Consider the following 17,930-nt stretch of genomic DNA (forward strand, 5'->3'; position numbering starts at 1 on the left):
TTCATGTCAAATAGCAGAAAAGATGGCCCCGTATCACTTGCTTTCGAAACCACCAGCCTTCGCATTTCTCTGGATTCCATTCTTCCCTTGAGGCCTATGACGCCAGCCGCGTTACGGTCTTCCAAGTACGCTCAAATAGCGGCTTCCATAGCGGAAATCGGCCTTATAGAACCGCCGGTCCTCGTTAGAGACAAGCAGAATGCTACCCAATTTCATCTTTTAGACGGTCATTTGCGTTTGGATGTTTTGCGCAAGAGGGGCGATACCGAGGTCGTATGCCTTGTTGCAACCGAAGACGAAGCCTTCACTTACAACAAAAGGATCAGCAGGTTGGCGACGATCCAAGAACATAAAATGATTATGAAGGCTATCGAAAAAGGTGTTTCAGAGGAACGCTTGGCTCGAGCACTGAACGTTAACATCAACAGCATCAGGGCTAAAAAACGATTGCTTGACGGCATCTGTCCAGAGGCTGCCGAGCTGCTAAAAGACAGACACGTACCGTTGAATTCGATGTCTCAAATTAAAAAGCTGAAACCAATGAGGCAAATTGAAGTCGCCGAACTTATGATTGCGATGAACAATTATAGCCAAAGCTACGCGAATTCGCTTGTGCTATCGACACCCGAGAGCATGCTGATCGCCCCCAAAAAAGCCGCTAAGGGGCTAACACTTGAGCAGATTTCCAGAATGGAAAGCGAGACGGCAAACTTGGAAAAGGAGTTCAAGATTGCCGAAGAAGACTACGGCAAAGATAACATCGATCTAGTTATTGCCACCGGATACGTCGGTCGATTGCTAGAGAACGTCCGTGTTGTCCGGCAACTTGCCCAATACTATCCGGAGATACTGGCGGAGTTTCAACGAATAAGCGAAAACCGAAAGGCTGCATGAAATTTATGTTGAAACGGCTATAGGTGCTTACGGGCCCTGATCGCGCGAACCCACGTGTTATTGAACATAACAGCTCCGATGAGCAGCGCCACTGCGCCCAACGCGATCATGCCAACGGCTATCCCCTGGTCTCGAACTGCTGATAAAGCCATCCAGATTTTTCAACCGTCTGAGCTGGTTTTCCAAGACGAAGAATGCCTTGGATGAGTGCTCCGAAACCGACGATCAACATGCAAACGCTTCTAATCATGGCGTGCAAATATCAGGTTTGCTCGATTGGATCCATATCGCTTACTGAGCTTTTGGCTTGTCGATGATCGGTGCGGCGGATTTGAAAATAAACGGAACTCTCACCTTACCGACAATCAAGGTCTGATATGGCTGGCATTTTCCGTTTTTGTGAAGGCGGAATTCTATAACAGCGTCTCCAGACTGGTTGAGAGGCATCCTAAAACATTTGCGAACCTGATTTGAGAGACGGAAAGCCTCCTCACGGCTAGGTGGCTCATTGGCGAACGAAACACCGACACCCAGTGTTGCCATCAAGGCGATGCCATACAGCGTGATCTTCATACTCAACTCCTGAAAGTTAACGTTCAGCGCACACGAGAGCTAAGACTGCTCCTTATGCCGGTTGCAACTTCTGTCGTGAATCTCGAAGATAATAACGCTCCGATTTTTTTATGGTTAACTCAAATTTAGATATTGCAATCAAATTGAAATGCTGCCATATGCAGCGCCCTGAGCTTAAACGCTCAAGCAAAAGGATAATATCACCATGATACGCAAACCGACTACCCAGTGGAGCACAAGCAAGGCCTAGTATTGGCGTCGGTTTAATACCCGTTGCGCAATTGCATCGGCTTATCCTTGTGTTCCCCATTTGACAGACTTTCGGCCATTCTGGCCACCAAAAGCTTTCAGGGGACAGCTATGAATTTTTCTCGTCAAGTATCTCGAAACATCAGTCTTCAACGTGCTGGTCTCGGTTTCATCGCCGAAGCTGACGCTTCACGTGATCTGCTGCAGCTCATTGACCAAGATTGTCACGGCCTGACCAAGGTCGGGGGCTTGGAAATATAAGGCGGCCTCATCCGAAAGTGGCGACTCTTCCATCAAGTTTTGGAAAGAACCCTGCCCTGGATTTGCAACCCGTCAGCCTCAGCAGAAGAATGCCAAAACCGCTCGTGGTTCCACCGTTCATGACGTTACAGTTGTCTTCCATGAAAGTGAACTTGAGCACCGGGTTTCGACATTAATTCAGGCGCGGCGAGACGTTCAGGAACTTCATTCACAGTACCCTGTAATGGGCTACGTCGACGCCGATGGCGTCCGACGAAAGCATATCTTTGACTATTACGTGGTGCTGAAAAGCGGAGTGCAACTGGCCATTGCAGTTAAGCCGTTCAAGAAAAAGGCGGCCATGCAAGATGTGCTGGACCGCATTCAACAGGAAGGCTTGGAATGCATCGGGACACTGGGGGAGATTGAAGCTCGACACCCCGACATCAAGCTAAGACTTCTCACCGAAGTCGAGGCTAACATCGATGCATTTCTGAACGCCATGAACATCCTACGCGCCCGTTCTCATTACAATGAGAGCGAGTATCTGGCTCTGGCCAATGAGATCAAGGACTGCCCAGGCCACTTCCGGTTTGGGCAATTGTTCAAGAACTGCACGAGCCGTTCAAGTCGCTGGACTGCGGCTTGGTCGCTTATCGACCACGAAATTATCAGGCCCGTGAATCCGGGACAGATCAACGAACTCAGTTGGATGACTGTGGTTCGCTAGACGACGACCAATACAGCTACGTTCAAAAAGGAGGTTAACATGAACAGCTATTTTGCACAGCCAGCCACATTCCAGCGCTCTTTGGTGAACATGCGCAAGGTCGACAGGCTTAGCTATAAGAACGCCCATTGGATTCCAGTTTGCAGAGGCAACGAGGGATGGCACATCAAGAGGGACGACGACAGTCACGAAGTCGTTGTCGGCCATCAGGAGCTCTATAATGAAATTTCTGCCGGTCGCGCCTCGGTTCGGTATGGATATCAGGAACCTGAGCAACAGAAGCTACGCATTATCTTCGGCGATAAAAAGTTCTCTGATTTCCCTGAGAAGGTTCAGAAGCTGGCTCTCGTTCGTGAAAAGCTGATCAACCGTTATGACGCGGAATTCCCGGAATATGGGCGGAAACGTTGGAATAATGAGAAGCTCCAGCGTCTTCTGAATACTTGGCACACCGATATCCAGGCAAGCCTTCTCCCAAGCGCCAGTCGCGCAGACAGGCCGATGGAGCTCACGTTCTATCGCGCCCCATCGGTCAAGACTTTCTGGAGGGATTACACCAAGTATCACGGATGCGGAGGCGACGTCCTCGGATTGGTTCAACGTCACCATGGTCCTGGAATCTATTATCGTTCCGCTGATCCGGAATCGATTGCTTTCGCTCATAGCGAAGCTCTTCGGTACATGGATAACAGGAAGAAATCGAAGGCACAGGTTTATCAGGATTATCTGGCCAAGCTTTTTGAGATGAATTCATCACCGGATTCTCAGCTCAAAAAAGTTTCGCGCACAAAATTCGAGAGCATCATTGATGGTTTTGATGAGTACGCGAAGGTCGCTGGACGACACGGGGAGGCTTACGCCAAGAGACGACTTTCTTCCGTAAAGCGAAGCTTCCACTTCGAGGTGCCGGGTGACCGCATCGAGATGGACTTCTGGAATGTGGAATTGATGTCCTTGTTCGTGGAAACGGGGATGTGGTCCCTGTTACCAGAAAGCTACCGTAATCAGATCGGAAGCACTCGCATTTGGTTCGCTGCCGCCATCGACGTGTCCACTCGCTATGTGTTGGCTTTTAAGGCGAGCACCAATCCGAATGCGGCCAATGCCGTCGAAGCAATCAGAATGATCATGTCCGACAAAACGCATATTTCCACTGCGTTGGGTTGCGAAACGCCCTGGATTGGGCGCCTTCGTCCTCGCCAGATCTATTGCGATAACGGCAAGGAGTTCGTCAGTCAGCGGACCCAGGAAGTTTTGAGGAATGCACGCATTGCGTTTACCCGTCCACCAGCGGGTGAACCACAAGCCAGACCATTTATCGAACGGCTTTTCAAAACCATTGGTCCAATGGTGGCGCATCATTTTGATGGCCGAACCTTCGGTTCTATTCAGGAGAAAGGAGACTACAATCCAGAGGAGCGCCTAAGCCTGCAGAGTGATGAGCTGATCAAATTCTTCCTGTTCGCGATCTGCGATATCTATCACAACAAGAAGCATGCAGGGCTCGCAGATGGTACACCACACAATGCTTGGGTGAAGGCCACATCCCGATATCCAATCGACGTTGCGCCCGACGAAGAAGAAATGCTTCACATCTTCGGGGAGAAGGTTTCGCGACGGATTTCGTCCTATGGCGTGTCTTTCATGGGCATTCCTTATTCGAACGATGAGTTAACGCACCTACGCCTGAAACATGGTCAGACGGATTTTGAGATCAAGTACGATCCAGCGAATCTGCGGTCCATTGCCGTCTATGCAGGCAAGGATAAGGGCTGGTTCTCAGTCGAAAACCAGATTGGTCTGGATGACAACGTTTCGCTTGAGGAATGGATCGTAGCACGGCAGCAGCTTCGTCTGGCTAATGCCAAGGAAAGCGAGTCTGGTCTCGCCGCTATGTACCGGGCGATCAATAAATTGCGGACCTCCGGTGACGCCGCGATGATCAGGGCCAAGCTGGGTGCACGGTCATTGGATAGCAATGCACTGGCAAGACTCGAAGCCGAACTGTGCGGCAGTTGGATCGCAAAGCCGGACGACCAGATGCAGGGACTAGAAGCGCTCGCTTCTCTTCCGGGGGATCTGAAGCTCGCGGATGAATCGGCATTTGTCGAGTACCAAACAGTCCAGAAGAAAGAGATCGCAGCTGCAAAACGGGCTGCGAAAAGCGAGCAGCTGGAAACCAGAGCGAACAATACAGATACCGACCTTCAAACAAAAACCTCTGTTTCAAGGAGCGGCTATTACGACGAATTTTGAGAAGGGCGGGACCAATGAACACTGACGAATTGAAAGAACTCAAAAGACATATCTACGGCACGTATCTCGAAAGTCCGCGCGACAGAAAATTGCGCAATATGCTGCAAGGAATGGTTGATAACGTTGATGATCACCTGAACGGTGGCGGCGGTTCTCGGCAGACTGCATTATTTGTAATTGGTGAATCCGGGAGCGGCAAATCCCATTCATTGAAACACCACTGTGGTCACATCGCAGAGTTTCAGCCGCGAGAAAATGAGTTTGGCGAAACCATCACGCCTTTTCTCAGTATCGAGGCATCAAGCTCATCAACCATGAAGGGGTTTGCAATCACACTGTTGTCCGCGATGGGGCTTCCAGCAAACTCCAAGCAGACTGAGACCCAGCTGTTTTCGGCTGTGAAAACACAGTTGAAAGCGAGAGGTATTCTCTATCTGCACGTCGATGAGGCTCAACACCTCATTCGTCACGATAGTCAGAAGGTGATTACCGAAGTCCAGGACGGGCTGAAGAGCCTTATGCAGATTCCTGACTGGCCTTTGCATACGATCTTTTCGGGTGTGCCGGATCTTGCCAAATTGCTGACAAATGATCTCCAGCTCGCGAACCGTAGCAAGGTCATTCGCTATGTTGAGCAGAGCCCTACTGATGATCAGCAGTTCATCAACGATGCCATGACCAAAATTGCCGAACAGATCTGTGGCCTGAAGATTGCAGATGAACTGCGAGAAGCAGACTTTATGGGACGGCTGTGTCACTCGGCTCAAGGCGGCCTAGGCAAGATTGTTGAAACCATCCGTGCCGCTTGCGTCCTGACCGTGAAAAACGACAGGACGGTGCTCGAAAATCGTGCGTTTGCATTCGTCTATCAAGAATCGAGCGGTTGCCTGCCCGAACACAATATCTTCTCAGCCCCACGTTGGTCAGAAATCTCGCCTGAACATGTGCTCGCCGATCTGTCTGCATCTAACGAACCCAAGAAAAAAGGAAGGACCAAGAAATGACATTGCCGGTTACCCTGCCCTTCCATGAAGACGAAAGTCCGATCAGCCTCGTGTCGCGTCTGGCGCGCGCGAATAGCTATGATTCCTTGCAATCATTGCTCGGTTTCACACACACGAGCCGAGAAGCTATCGTTCATGGAGATCATGACGCGCTTGCGGAAATCTCGGAGCTTTCAGGGATTTTCATTGAACGCCTATCGAACGCAAGCATCGTCCATCAGCATCCAGGTTCCAACTGGAAGCTTGGCCGCGCTATTTTCAATAAAGAGATGCGTCCGGGAAAGATGCTCCGATACTGTCCGCATTGCGTCCTTGACGACATTGATCGGCAACCAGGTCGCTCCATCGCCAAGCCCTATGCACGCTCGTGGTGGAGTTGTCGCGGTATCGAAGGTTGTCCAGAGCATGGGCGTAAGTTGGTCGAGCACCTCGTAACCTCTTTTGACCAGCGCGACGACTTTGCTACGTTCGTCGAGCAAAATGTCCAGACAATCCGCGATCAGGCGCATGATGATGTGCGGAGCTCGGCACCCTTGCTGGATCGGTTTCTGCGCGACCGCATTTCCAAACCTGCCAAAGCCGACGACCTGGTCGACACATTGGATGTCCATATCGTCGCTGAGCTTTCAGGGTACTTGGGTAAATTCATCGCGATTCATAAGCTGACCGACTTTCAGGACGAGGCGACAGACCAGCGTGAATGGGGATTTAGGCTACTCTGCAAAGGGCAAGCAGAACTGGAGCGCGTTATTATTGAAACCATCGAGCAGAAAAGGCCGATGGTGCGTTTCGTCGAGCAGTTCTTCGGTCCGCTTGTCGACTGGCTCCGCCGCAATAAACTGAAGCCAGCATACCAGCCTCTTGTGTCTATGTTCCAGGAGACTGCGGAGAAGAACATGCCGTTTGGTCCGGGCATGACCTTTATCAATCCCGTGGAGCACCGCTATGTCTATTGCGTGAATTCTGCGCACACGGACTTCGGCATTCATAAAAAGCGCATTAAGACGCTGCTTGCTTCGCATGGGCTAACCAACCGCATCAACCTGCATGACTCGGCTATCTATTTTGATGCTGAGAGGGCCCGTCCAATTTTCGAGAACGCACTCGAAACCATCACCAGTAAGGAGGCCGTCCAGGTTCTCGGTATCAGCGAAGATAAGCTTCGTCTGCTTGTAAAGTCCGGGCTTCTTCCGCAGGTTGAAGGACGAGAAGAGCGCCGGGATTATATTCGTATCCAACGGATGGACCTGAATGATCTGCAGGCCAGATTGCTTTCCCATGCCGAGCGGATGGAGGAGAGCGACGAGGCATGGATCTCGCCGCAGGATTTCGCGCAGGGATATTCCTTTCCGCTGAATGATATCTTGAAATTGCTACTCGACGCGACTGTCGCCTCGCGGGTTATTGCGGGCAATGAAGGGCTGGTCGAACGATTGCGTATCAATAAAGATGAAGTGCGCCTGATCGCTCTTCAGCAGCATGTGGACAGCGACGAAAAATTCATCACGTTCCAGGACGCACTTGGATTACTCGGAACATCTGACCCAACCCTGATTGAGCTAATCAAACAGGGATACATCACCGAGACGAAGTACGAACGCTCGGCAAAAAGAGCCCGCTTGATCAGCGAAAATTCCATTATGGATTTCAAGACACGGTTCATCTCTCTTGTCGATTTTTGTGATGAAATCGGGGCAAATCGAGCCGGAATGAAAAAGCGCCTTGCGGACCTCAATGTGAAGCCGCTGTTTGACAAGAGCAATCGAGTGGCCAGTTATTATTCTCGGATCGATATCAGCAAGATTCAGGCAGCCATGATCCAATCGTAATAAGCATCAGCACGCAAAACCAACCAAAGCCCGCTTAGCGGGCTTTTTTTTGTATCGTACGACCGAAACGGACAAATCAAATAAAGCGAAATGACCATACCTATTTGAAGGCACTTTAAAAAAGATAATGAAAACAATGGATAGAAGCTGAAAAAAGACAAACCAAGGCAGCAATTACACCTTAAAAAATCGATTGCGTCCTTAAGAAATGCCCTTGGAGTTGCACTTAAGTCTGATTGGCCCGAGCACTAGATAATGACTGCCCAAAACTGAGAATTGGAGCTCTAAAGCATGTCACACAAAAGTGGGAACCGCCTTCGCTTGGAAATCAGTCCAACGGACTGATTTCTATTCCCGCTACGATCCGAGAACGACATGCGTAAAAACAAGAAGATAGAGCGAGTCTATGGGGTAGGATTAGGCGCAGCACACTCTAATGTGGTGGATTTGAAGTTTCTATCATTTGTGTTGCATTCACGTTCAGGGGCAAAATCCGCCACATCCTGAAGGGATATGATGAAAATATAATTGTCCACGCGGCCTAGAAACTGCTGCAAAACGTAAGTTTTTGATAGCGAGAAGGCAGAAACAAAGATCGGTGCCCGCTTTCTCAACCGGATGATTAAACTTGCTCGGCCACAACCCCAGCGCATCGAATGAAACAAGGCATGGATAGGATTACCCCGCCCTTAGCTCGAACCATGCAGAACGGCTCCTCGCGATTAACCGCGCATCAGATCAACACTTCCCTTCAGGCCGAGCCGCTCAATCCGGACATAAAGCGTGCTCTTGGCGATGCCGAGGTCACGCGCGGCGGAGGTCAAGTTGCCTTGGTGGCGACGGATGGCGGCAAGGATGGCCTCGCTTTCGGCACGAACCAGCGTTCCTATGGCCGCAATTGGTGAGCCAATGGCAATGTCCTGCCGGTTCGCGCCAGCAAGCTCCGGTGGCAGGTGATCGGCTGCAAGGCTCGCGCCACCGCTTTCGAGCAGCATGCCTTCGAGCACGTTGCGCAACTCGCGGATATTGCCCGGCCAATCATGACGATGGAAGGCTTCCAGAACCTTCGGCTCTATACCTGGCACCGGGATCTCGTATCGGCGTGCGATTTCGGCAAGGAGATACTCCGCCAGCGCAGAAAGGTCACCCACCCGATCGCGCAGGGAAGGCAGCCGCAACGTCGTTACGGCAATCCGGTAGAAAAGGTCGGCGCGAAAACGGCCTGCCTCAACCTCCGCCCTCAAATCGCGATTGGTGGCCGCAATCAGCCGCAGCTTGACCTTGCGCGGATGGTTTTCGCCGATGCGGTAAACCTCTCCGGCTTCGAGCACGCGCAAAAGATGCGGCTGGAGATCAAGTGGCATCTCGCCGATCTCGTCGAGGAATAACGTACCGCCGTCAGCGGCTTCGATCTTACCCGTCATGCCGCCGCGCCGTGCGCCGGTGAAGGCACCCTCGGCATAGCCGAACAGCTCACTGGTCAGAAGTTCACGGGAGAAGCCACCACAATTGATGGCGACAAAGGGGCCAGATCCTTGTGCGCCATCGGCATGCAGAGCCTGCGCGAAGGCATCCTTGCCGACACCGGTTTCACCAAGCAGGAGAACCGGCACTGAACTCTTGGCCAACAGGCGGGCCCGCCGCACCGCCTCCAGATGGGACGTCGAATGGCCGATCAGACGGTCGAAGGGATCGGCACAAGCCGGAGCGCCACGTGGCAAGGCCCGCAGGTCCGCGCGGCGCACGACGGCGCTGCGACCTGGCAGAACCAGCACCGCCCCCAACCGCTCTCCTTCCAGCAGCACCGGTTCGATCCAGTCGTGATCGATCCAGTCTGGCATATTTTCGGGTGCCACGCGCCCCTCGCGCCAAGGCAGCGTCAGATCGCGGATCGCGCTCGTGGGACTGCCCCGCCCCTTGGCCAGTTCTGCCATCAGCGAGGCGGCCCGATCATTGGTTTTAATCGCCCGACCAGAGCGGTCGAAGACAATCAGACCATCGCCACTTGGCGCGCGCAGCCGCTCAAGACAATGATCGAGAAGCCGATAGCGCAGCTTCATCTCCCGCTGCCCCAAGCGGTTCTCAATCCGCCCGGAAGCGGCCACAGCCAGCGCAAGAGTGTGGCGGCTGTAGCTCTCGCTCAGGCCAGAAATATCGATCGCCCCAAGTATCGCACCGCTCACCGGATCGCGGATAACGCTCGCCGAGCAGGACCAACGCTTGATTCCGGAACAATAATGCTCCGCCGAATGAATCTGGATCGGCTGGCCGATCTGCAACGCTGTGCCAATGGCGTTGGTGCCACAGACAGCCTCGCTCCAGTTCGCGCCCGGCATAAGACGAATGCGCTCCGCCGGATCGCGCAAGATGGGATCGCCCTCCACACTCAGAACCACCCCTTCCGCATCAGTCAGCACCATGACCGTGCCGGTTTCAAACAGAAAGTCGCGTGCGGACGCCATGACCGGGGTGCTGGCTTTGACAAGGTCGCGGTTATCGCCGAGTATACCGTGCAGCGTCTCTTCGACCACTGGATCAGGCGCATGCGAACGCCCAGGATCGACAATGCCATGGCAGCGCCGCCAGGAGTCGTCGATCAGCCTTCTAAGCGCATCCGAGGCTGGGTCCTGCCCGCCCATGAAACGCTCCCAGGAAGACATGATCTTGCCGTCATTTTCCGGACGTGAAAATGTCCGATGCGAACCTTGGCCGGTCATCGTCGTTATTCCTCCCATTTACAGCGGCCCCAGAGCACTCAAAAACCACCGTTCCTTCCCTGGAACAGTGGTCCCCAGCCGCCTGCTCTCCCAAGCCATGACGCCGCCGATGTGAGAGGTTAACATCAAAAAAGCGCTTATTGCATTCATTTTTTGCGGCCTTTGCCCCCCACCCGGCGCCATCACACCGGCCACTGGCCGCACACCGAACGCCAACCGTCCGATTTCCGGACGGTTCTGAAATGCGGCCTGTCAGCGATGTTCTCGCTAAGCCCTTGTTCCTGCCTCAACCTTTCCGCTGCGCGCAACGTGGCAAGAATCCTGCTTCTCTCTCATTCGGGAGGACTGACAATAATGGACAAAAAAAGCGATTTCTCCGGTGAGAATGCCTGTGGCCGGGTGCCGGTGACGATTCTTACGGGCTTTCTCGGTTCCGGCAAGACGACCCTGCTCAATGCGCTCACGGCGCGCCCGGATATGGCGGGCGTCGCCATATTCATCAATGAGTTCGGGGATGTCGGCATCGATCACCATCTCGTCGAGCGCGTGGACGACACATTGGTCATTCTCGAATCCGGCTGCCTCTGCTGCACCGTTCAGGGCGATTTGATGGGAGCCCTAATGCGGCTGCATGAGCGCATGTCACGACGCGAGATCGCGCCGGTGAGCCGGGTGCTGATTGAAACCACCGGCCTTGCCGATCCAGCCCCTGTAGTGCGCGCACTGATGGAGGACCGGCTGGTCTCCGCCCGCTTTCGTTGTGATGGCGTGCTGACCGTCGTTGATGCAGAGCGCGCCCGCGCGCAAATTGCCCGCCACCGGGAGGCACGGGTGCAGGTCAGTCTTGCCGACCGGCTGTTGCTGTCGAAATGCGATCTCGCCAGCCGCGCCGAGCGAACCGCGCTGGAGCGGGAACTTGAAGCGCTGAACCCAACGGCACAACGCTTTGCGCTCCATCATGGCGAGGCCAGTCCAGAGGTTCTTTTTGGAGGCGGACTTTATGTTTCCGGCCAGACACCCACCGCCGTAACCGGTTGGCTTTCCGGCCAGCGCAATGCGGTCAAGAGCGTCTTCCACTGCGAGCCGCACTCCGGCAAGGTCTCGAGCTTTGTCGTTACACTGGACGAAGCGGTCGGGTGGCGTGGCTTTGCGGTGACAATGGGTGAAATCCTCTCGCGCTGGGCTGGACGGCTGCTCAGGGTGAAGGGCCTCGTCTGCGTCGCCGGTCTCGATCAACCCGTTGCGGTACAATGTGTCGATGAGGCCGCCTATGCGCCAGTGCGGCTCAGCGCCTGGCCCCAATCCGGTGCTTTGACAGATCAGCGAGGCAGGCTGGTTTTCATCGGTGAGGACCTTGACGCTCACGTCGAGGCGGACATCCGCGCGCGGCTGGCAGCCCTGCCCGGCGACCGCGAGGCGCTTCGCCGAGCCACCGTCGTGGGATTACCGACGCGCATCTGGCTTGGCGAACGCATGCCGCTCACACCCCGACCCGGCCTTGTCTCGGACGCCTTCATAATCCAGCCGCGCATGCTCGGCGAAATGCCGGCGCGGATCTGAGGGATGCGCGGCATAAACGCAATAGCCTTGAGGCAAACCGCTTCGTTGCGCATGACGCAGGTCATGCAGCGTGCCATGATTATGCTCCAGATGGACAATGCGGAACTTGCTGGCGCCTTGGCCCAGGAGGCGGCGACCAATCCCTGCCTGCGGATAGAATTCCCCTTTCCCGCGCCGAAGACCGGCAGCGGTCCGCCGCGCTGGCGTCCCTCCCCGTTCAGCGCGGCGGAAGGGGAAAGCGAACGGGTGGCTACGCCAGCTGCCAGCCTCTATGGCCACGTCACCACCCAGATCGGGCTTCTGTTCCGTACCCCGCGGGAACGCACCATCGCCCTCACCTTCGCCGAGGCACTGGAGCCAAGCGGCTGGCTTGGCATGGAGGTAGGGGCCATAGCAGCACGTGCCATCTGCTCCCCTGCCGAGGCCGCGCAAGTGCTGGCGCGTCTTCAGGAGATGGAGCCGGCCGGGCTCTTCGCCCGCTCTCTCAGCGAATGCCTCGGCCTGCAAATCGCCGATCAGGGTGCGTTGACCGAACCGATGCGAAGACTTCTCGCCCATCTTCCGCTGCTGGCGCGCGGCGACATGGCAGCGCTTGCCGATCAGTGCGGCGTGAATGCCGAGCAGCTCGGCGCGATGGTTACCAAGCTGCGCCGCCTCGACCCCAAGCCGGGCGCACGCTTCGAAACGCCATCGGATTTTCGCCGCCCGCCGGACCTCTTGATAAAACGCGACAAGAGCGGTGGGTGGCAGGTCACGCTCAACCGCGAGAGCCTGCCGAAAATCACGGTCGACCCTGAGGCCGGGCAGCGTGGATCACACGCACTTGCACAGGCGCGCTGGCTGGAACGCACCGTGGAACGCCGCAATCACATGATCCTGGAGGTCGCAGCCTTTGTCATCGACGTCCAGCAAGACTTCCTCGAACACGGCCCAGCGAGGCTTCAGCCACTGACCAATGGTGAGGTGGCCGCAGCCATCGGCTGTCACGAAACAACCGTCAGCCGGATCCGAACCGGCCTGACGGTCGAGACACCCGTGCGGGTTTTGCCGCTCTCGGCCCTCTTCGCGCGCGGCGGCACGGCGCGCCCCGATGGTGGAGGTGTGCCCGGCCCGGCGATCGCGACATTGATCGCACAGCTCATTGCGACGGAACCAAAGGACAGGCCGCTGACAGACACCGACATAACTGAGGCTCTCGACGCCAGGGGCATTCGCATTTCACGCCGGACCGTTGCCAATCGTCGCCGCGAGGCAGGGTTTCCGGGTGCGGCGGATCGTATGAAAGAGAGGAGAAAGACATGACACAACCCGCAAGCGGGAGAAAAATCTATGGCTCGGCAAAGCAGGCGCTTGATGGGCTCCTGTTCGACGGCATGACCATTGCGGCAGGCGGCTTCGGCCTGTGCGGCATTCCGGAAAATCTCATTGATGCGCTGGTCGAAAGCGGCGTGAAGGACATCATTGTTGCCTCCAATAATTGTGGGGTTGATCATTTCGGTCTTGGCAAGCTGCTCGACACCCGGCAGATCCGCCGGATGATTGCCTCCTACGTGGGCGAGAACGCCGAATTCATGCGGCAATATCTCGCTGGCGAACTGGAAATTGAGTTCAACCCACAGGGAACGCTGGCCGAGCGCATGCGCGCTGGCGGTGCCGGTATTCCCGGCTTCTACACGAAAACCGGCGTCGGCACAGTGATCGCCGAAGGCAAGGAGCACAAGCAATTCGACGGTGAGACCTATATTCTGGAACGGGGTTTGGTCGCCGATCTCGCCATCGTCAAAGCCTGGAAAGCGGATGAAGCCGGAAACGCCATATTCCGCAAGACAGCGCGCAATTTCAATGCACCAGCGGCGATGTGCGGCAAGGTATGCGTGATGGAGGTCGAGGAAATCGTGCCGACCGGCAGCCTTAATCCCGATTACATCCATTTGCCCGGCGTTTATGTGCACCGCCTCATTCAGGGGGGACACGAAAAGCGCATTGAAAAACGCACGGTTCGTCAGAGGGAGGATGCTTGATGGCCTGGGACCGCAATCAGATGGCGGCACGCGCCGCGCTCGAACTTGTCGATGGGACCTATGTCAATCTCGGCATCGGCATTCCGACCTTGGTGCCGAACTTCATTCCCGAAGGCGTCTCGGTGACGCTGCAATCGGAAAATGGAATGCTTGGCATCGGACCTTTCCCCTATGCGGGCGAGGAGGATGCCGATCTCATCAATGCAGGCAAGCAGACGGTTTCGGAAATGCCGAACACGGCCTATTTCGATTCAGCCACATCCTTTGCCATGATCCGCGGCGGCAAGATCGCCATGGCGGTCCTCGGGGCAATGGAGGTCAGCGAAACCGGCGACCTCGCCAACTGGATGATCCCCGGCAAGCTTGCCAAAGGCATGGGCGGGGCGATGGATCTCGTCGCCGGTGTCGGTCGCGTGGTCGTGCTGATGGATCACGCCAACAAGGAAGGCGAACCCAAGGTCCTGAAGGCGTGCACTCTGCCGCTTACAGGCACACAGGTCGTGGACCGGATCATCACCAATCTCGGCGTGCTCGACGTGGTCGAAGGCGGCTTGAAGATCGTCGAGCTTGCAGATGGCATCAGCGAGGCTGAGCTTCGCGCCGCCACTCAAGCAACCATCGTCGACTGACAAGCCGGTGCAAACACAGGAAAGCCGGGACCTTGCGGCCCCGGCTTTCCTATGCGTGTGACGCTTGAGGAAACGTCAGGCGCGCATCCGCACCAGCGCGTCGAGCACGGCTTCTGGCGGATGGCAGGGCGGAATACGGGCATAGCGGAATTGCGTAGCGCCACCTTCCGGCAGATCACCACCGGCAAAGAGCGGATCACTGACGTCCTGACCTTGCACTCCATCGCCGCCGCCGATCACCGCATCGAACAGGGGTTCCTGCCCCGGACGAACGCCGCGCCCAACCACGGCCCAACGATAGTGGCGGGCGGCATTGAACACCGGCGCATAGCGATCCGCCGGACCGGGCTCTGTTTCGGCCTCCTCGATCAGCAGGCCACCAACCGGCCGCGCGGCAACGCAGCGGACGAAATCGGCGATATACATCGCAGCATCCTCTACTGCGTCATCGTCGCGCTCTTCGGGTTCACGCCCAACCATGCGCTGCGCCTCGTCGAGCCAGACAGCAGGCGACGGCATGGCGAGAACCATGGGAACCTGTCCCTGAAGATTGGCCGCCACCGCCTCCGCCACCTCATCCAGAAGCTTGCGCGGCCCCTCCTCCTCCAACATGCGGCGGAGCGGAAAGGTTGCGCGCTTCTTGGCGGCCATCTCCATGGCCAGCCCCGGATGACGCGCAATCCATGACCGGTAAAGATCGCCGACGGGAACAACGGCGACATCATCACGCAAAAGGCCACGCGCCTGTGAAAAAAAGGAGAGATATTTCGCCGCCCCTTCCGCCCAAGGATCTCCCTCAGGACCCAGAAGGAGCCGCCGGGCATAGCCCGACGACTCCAGCCAGACCCGCAGACGGTTTGCGCCCGGTCCTCCGGGCAGCATATCCGCAAGGCTTGTGCTCATTGCTTTTCGCCCCCCATCGCGCCAAGGGCGGCCAAACGCGACTCAAGCTCGGCAATGCGCACATCCTTAGGATGTGTCATATAGTTCGGCCTCGGCTCATCACCGCGCCGGGTCTTTTCTGGAGAGCCCATATAGAGCGTGCCAACGTCATCGCCCCAGCAACCGAAATACTGGAGATGGGCTGGCGGCTTCGGCTTGTTCCACCCCTTGACGAACTCCGAATACGGTACAGAGCGGGCGATGCGCGCCTTACGCTCGTCGGCTCGCGCTTTCTCCGTTGCATCAAAATCAATAGCCAGCGTCACCGGATCAAAGACTACCTTGTAGATCCGGGCGGCCACCTCCGGCGACATGAGACCTTCCTCGATATCGCGGATGACGCCGACCGGATCGCGTTCAAGCAAGTCGCCATAGCCTGCACCCGCGCCCTGACTGATCATGTAAAGCTCGCCCCGCTTCGAGATGTCGAAGCCCATACCCATATGATGAGTGGTATATTTCGCCCCGTCGAAGGGCCGCTCGTTCATGATCTCCTCAATCGAATGACGGAACTTCTCCGGCTCGTTCAGCAGCACGTCGTAAACGTCAACATCCTGCACTTTGCACAGCGGATAGGTGCCGCAGGCATAACCACCGAACAGACCCTGAAGCGGCGGGATCTTGGCGCCCTCAGCGGTAGTCATGAAGCCCCACTGCTCGCTGTCTTTGGTGGCAACCATCATCGTGTAACCCTGGCCGCCGCGATATTTGCCGGGCGCGATGGCGTCACGCGTCATCTTCTTGGAAACCAGCTGGAGGAAGGGCACTTCCTCCTCGTTCAGCTCCTGTTCGCCGATATCGGCCATGGTGGCAAAGATCGGCGCCAACGCGTGCTCGCCGTCACGGTCCACCCGCGCGCCGCCGCCCATGCCGTTCAGATCAGCGCAGAGATTGCCGAGCGTTTCGCCGTGCTGGCTAACCCCGCCCCAGATGAAGGTATTGATCATGTTGAAGGTCGGGGCGTGAACCTTGGTGTACTTCGCCGGGCAGGAATACAGAAACTTCGCCACCGCATGCTGGCCAGCGGTGAAGCCGGTGAAGATCGACATCAGCGACTGTGAATTTGGCGCGTCATAGGAGCAATTGACGATCGAATGCGGGTCGGTGATGACCTCAATTGGCGCGAAAGCCGCCTGCCCGCGCGGCAAGTCGGGCCAGACGTAGCACAGGAAGACCTGCGCCAGCATGCCCTTCAGCCCGGCGACGATGGTGTTCGTAGCGCGGTTGGTGAATTCCGGCGACGATCCCCGGAAGTCGAAGATCAGCCGGTCGCCGGTCTTGGTCAGCTTGCAATTGATCTTGACCACGCAGTTTTCACGCAGTGTCGAATCCTGGATGATATAGGTTCTCACCGTCATGTCCGGCCATTCGGAAATGCGGCGTTTTACTTCGGCGCGAACATTTTCCATCGTCAGACGCAGGGTCGAGACCAGCGCTTCCGGCCCGTCGGAGTTGAGCGTCTCTTCAAGGCGCTGCTTGATGCGCAGACAGGCGAAGAGCTTCACCTTCATGTCCTCATATTGCAGCTTTGGTTCACGTACCGAATTTTGTAAGAAGGTGAGAATGTCACGCTTGATCTGATAGTTTTCGACCACCTTGAAAGGTGACATCTTCAGCCCCTCGTCGGACGGGCTTTCAGCCATAGAAGGCATGCCCCCCGGTTCGATGGCGCCGTTTTCGCCTTCGTGCACAGTCGACGCGACCCAGCAGACCAGCTTGCCCTTATGGAAGATCGGCAGGATCATCGACTGGTCGGTGTTGTGGACATTGCCATAACGGCTGTCGTTGTGGATGAAGCCGTCGCCCTCTTTCACTCCCACCGTTGGATCGTTCATCCAGTTCTTGATAATGAACTTGATCGGGTGGTGAACGAGCGCCGAGAAGATCAGCACGCCGCCCGCCGAGGCGATGGCAAGGTCCCCGGACGCAGAATAGACACCGGTGATGACGTCACCCCACTTGGCGCCGGGGGCCGCCCCCATCTGCTCAACCATCTCATAGCCTTCATCGCAGCCAGACTGGATGCGGTCGCGGATCTTTGCGACGATGTGGCTGTCGGAGACCTTTGCGATGGCCTCATTTTCCTGCGCGGTGCGCGGCATCAGGTCGTGGTTCTGCATGATCTCCGGATCGGGTCCGAGGAACAGCGTGGTGTCGTCGAGAAACTTCTTGATGAGGTTCATCTCTTCGAGTGAGGGCGTCTTGGCCCGTATGTCGATCTTGTTCATGGAATTCTCCTCCAGTCGGGTTGGGCGTTAGGCCCGGCGCTCCTCCTGCGCCGGGCTG

At 56.1% G+C, this 17,930-nt stretch carries 14 protein-coding genes; 10 read left to right on the forward strand and 4 right to left on the reverse strand.

The features are described from left to right. The first annotated feature begins 3 nt into the window (after positions 1–3). Complete coding sequence (locus OPR82_RS17965) at positions 4–894, forward strand: plasmid partitioning protein RepB C-terminal domain-containing protein (RefSeq protein ID WP_265986265.1); 891 nt, start codon at positions 4–6, stop codon at positions 892–894. 291 nt (positions 895–1,185) lie between these two features. Here the strand turns inward: OPR82_RS17965 and OPR82_RS17970 are convergent, their stop codons facing one another. Continuing rightward, a complete protein-coding gene (locus OPR82_RS17970; RefSeq protein ID WP_265986266.1) occupies positions 1,186–1,467 on the reverse strand; it encodes a hypothetical protein in 282 nt (93 codons plus the stop codon). Between the two features lie 360 nt (positions 1,468–1,827). On the opposite strand from OPR82_RS17970, the gene OPR82_RS17975 reads away from it, so the two are divergent. The 5 genes from OPR82_RS17975 (at position 1,828) to OPR82_RS17995 (ending at position 7,775) form a co-directional block, all read left to right on the forward strand. Then, positions 1,828–1,977 carry a hypothetical protein gene (locus tag OPR82_RS17975; protein ID WP_265986267.1) on the forward strand — a complete coding sequence of 50 codons (150 nt, stop codon included), beginning with the start codon at positions 1,828–1,830 and terminating at the stop codon, positions 1,975–1,977. Between the two features lie 223 nt (positions 1,978–2,200). Then, positions 2,201–2,686, forward strand: coding sequence for a hypothetical protein (locus OPR82_RS17980; RefSeq protein WP_183514703.1), 486 nt, complete (start codon positions 2,201–2,203; stop codon positions 2,684–2,686). A gap of 39 nt (positions 2,687–2,725) precedes the next feature. Next, positions 2,726–4,942 carry a DDE-type integrase/transposase/recombinase gene (locus tag OPR82_RS17985; RefSeq protein ID WP_265986269.1) on the forward strand — a complete coding sequence of 739 codons (2,217 nt, stop codon included), beginning with the start codon at positions 2,726–2,728 and terminating at the stop codon, positions 4,940–4,942. 14 nt (positions 4,943–4,956) lie between these two features. Further along, entirely contained in the window at positions 4,957–5,946 is a 990-nt protein-coding gene (locus tag OPR82_RS17990) for an ATP-binding protein (RefSeq protein ID WP_265986270.1), read from the forward strand. Then, positions 5,943–7,775, forward strand: coding sequence for a TniQ family protein (locus OPR82_RS17995; protein ID WP_265986272.1), 1,833 nt, complete (start codon positions 5,943–5,945; stop codon positions 7,773–7,775). The genes OPR82_RS17990 and OPR82_RS17995 overlap by 4 nt, the downstream gene beginning before the upstream one ends. A 722-nt stretch (positions 7,776–8,497) precedes the next feature. Here the strand turns inward: OPR82_RS17995 and OPR82_RS18000 are convergent. Further along, the gene (locus OPR82_RS18000; RefSeq protein ID WP_265986273.1) at positions 8,498–10,492 is read right to left on the reverse strand and encodes a sigma-54-dependent Fis family transcriptional regulator; all 1,995 of its coding nucleotides are present in this window, start codon (positions 10,490–10,492) and stop codon (positions 8,498–8,500) included. A gap of 354 nt (positions 10,493–10,846) precedes the next feature. Between OPR82_RS18000 and OPR82_RS18005 the strand changes: the two genes are divergently transcribed. From OPR82_RS18005 to OPR82_RS18020, 4 genes are read left to right on the forward strand one after another with little or no spacing between them, the layout of a single operon-like run. Then, complete coding sequence (locus OPR82_RS18005; RefSeq protein WP_265986274.1) at positions 10,847–12,052, forward strand: CobW family GTP-binding protein; 1,206 nt, start codon at positions 10,847–10,849, stop codon at positions 12,050–12,052. Positions 12,053–12,055: 3 nt separating this feature from the next. After that, a complete protein-coding gene (locus OPR82_RS18010) occupies positions 12,056–13,354 on the forward strand; it encodes an RNA polymerase factor sigma-54 (protein ID WP_265986275.1) in 1,299 nt (432 codons plus the stop codon). Further along, positions 13,351–14,073, forward strand: a complete 723-nt coding sequence (locus OPR82_RS18015; protein ID WP_265986276.1) for a CoA transferase subunit A — start codon at positions 13,351–13,353, stop codon at positions 14,071–14,073. Before OPR82_RS18010 ends, OPR82_RS18015 begins: the two co-directional genes overlap by 4 nt. Then, entirely contained in the window at positions 14,073–14,702 is a 630-nt protein-coding gene (locus tag OPR82_RS18020; RefSeq protein WP_265986277.1) for a 3-oxoacid CoA-transferase subunit B, read from the forward strand. The genes OPR82_RS18015 and OPR82_RS18020 overlap by 1 nt, the downstream gene beginning before the upstream one ends. Positions 14,703–14,777: 75 nt before the next feature. On the opposite strand, the gene OPR82_RS18025 is transcribed toward OPR82_RS18020, so the two are convergent. Further along, positions 14,778–15,605, reverse strand: a complete 828-nt coding sequence (locus OPR82_RS18025; RefSeq protein ID WP_265986278.1) for a hypothetical protein — start codon at positions 15,603–15,605, stop codon at positions 14,778–14,780. Then, positions 15,602–17,872, reverse strand: a complete 2,271-nt coding sequence (locus tag OPR82_RS18030; protein ID WP_265986279.1) for a hydantoinase B/oxoprolinase family protein — start codon at positions 17,870–17,872, stop codon at positions 15,602–15,604. Before OPR82_RS18030 ends, OPR82_RS18025 begins: the two co-directional genes overlap by 4 nt. Positions 17,873–17,930 lie beyond the last annotated feature (58 nt).

The organism is Ochrobactrum chromiisoli, from assembly GCF_026241335.1.
Classification (GTDB): domain Bacteria; phylum Pseudomonadota; class Alphaproteobacteria; order Rhizobiales; family Rhizobiaceae; genus Brucella; species Brucella chromiisoli.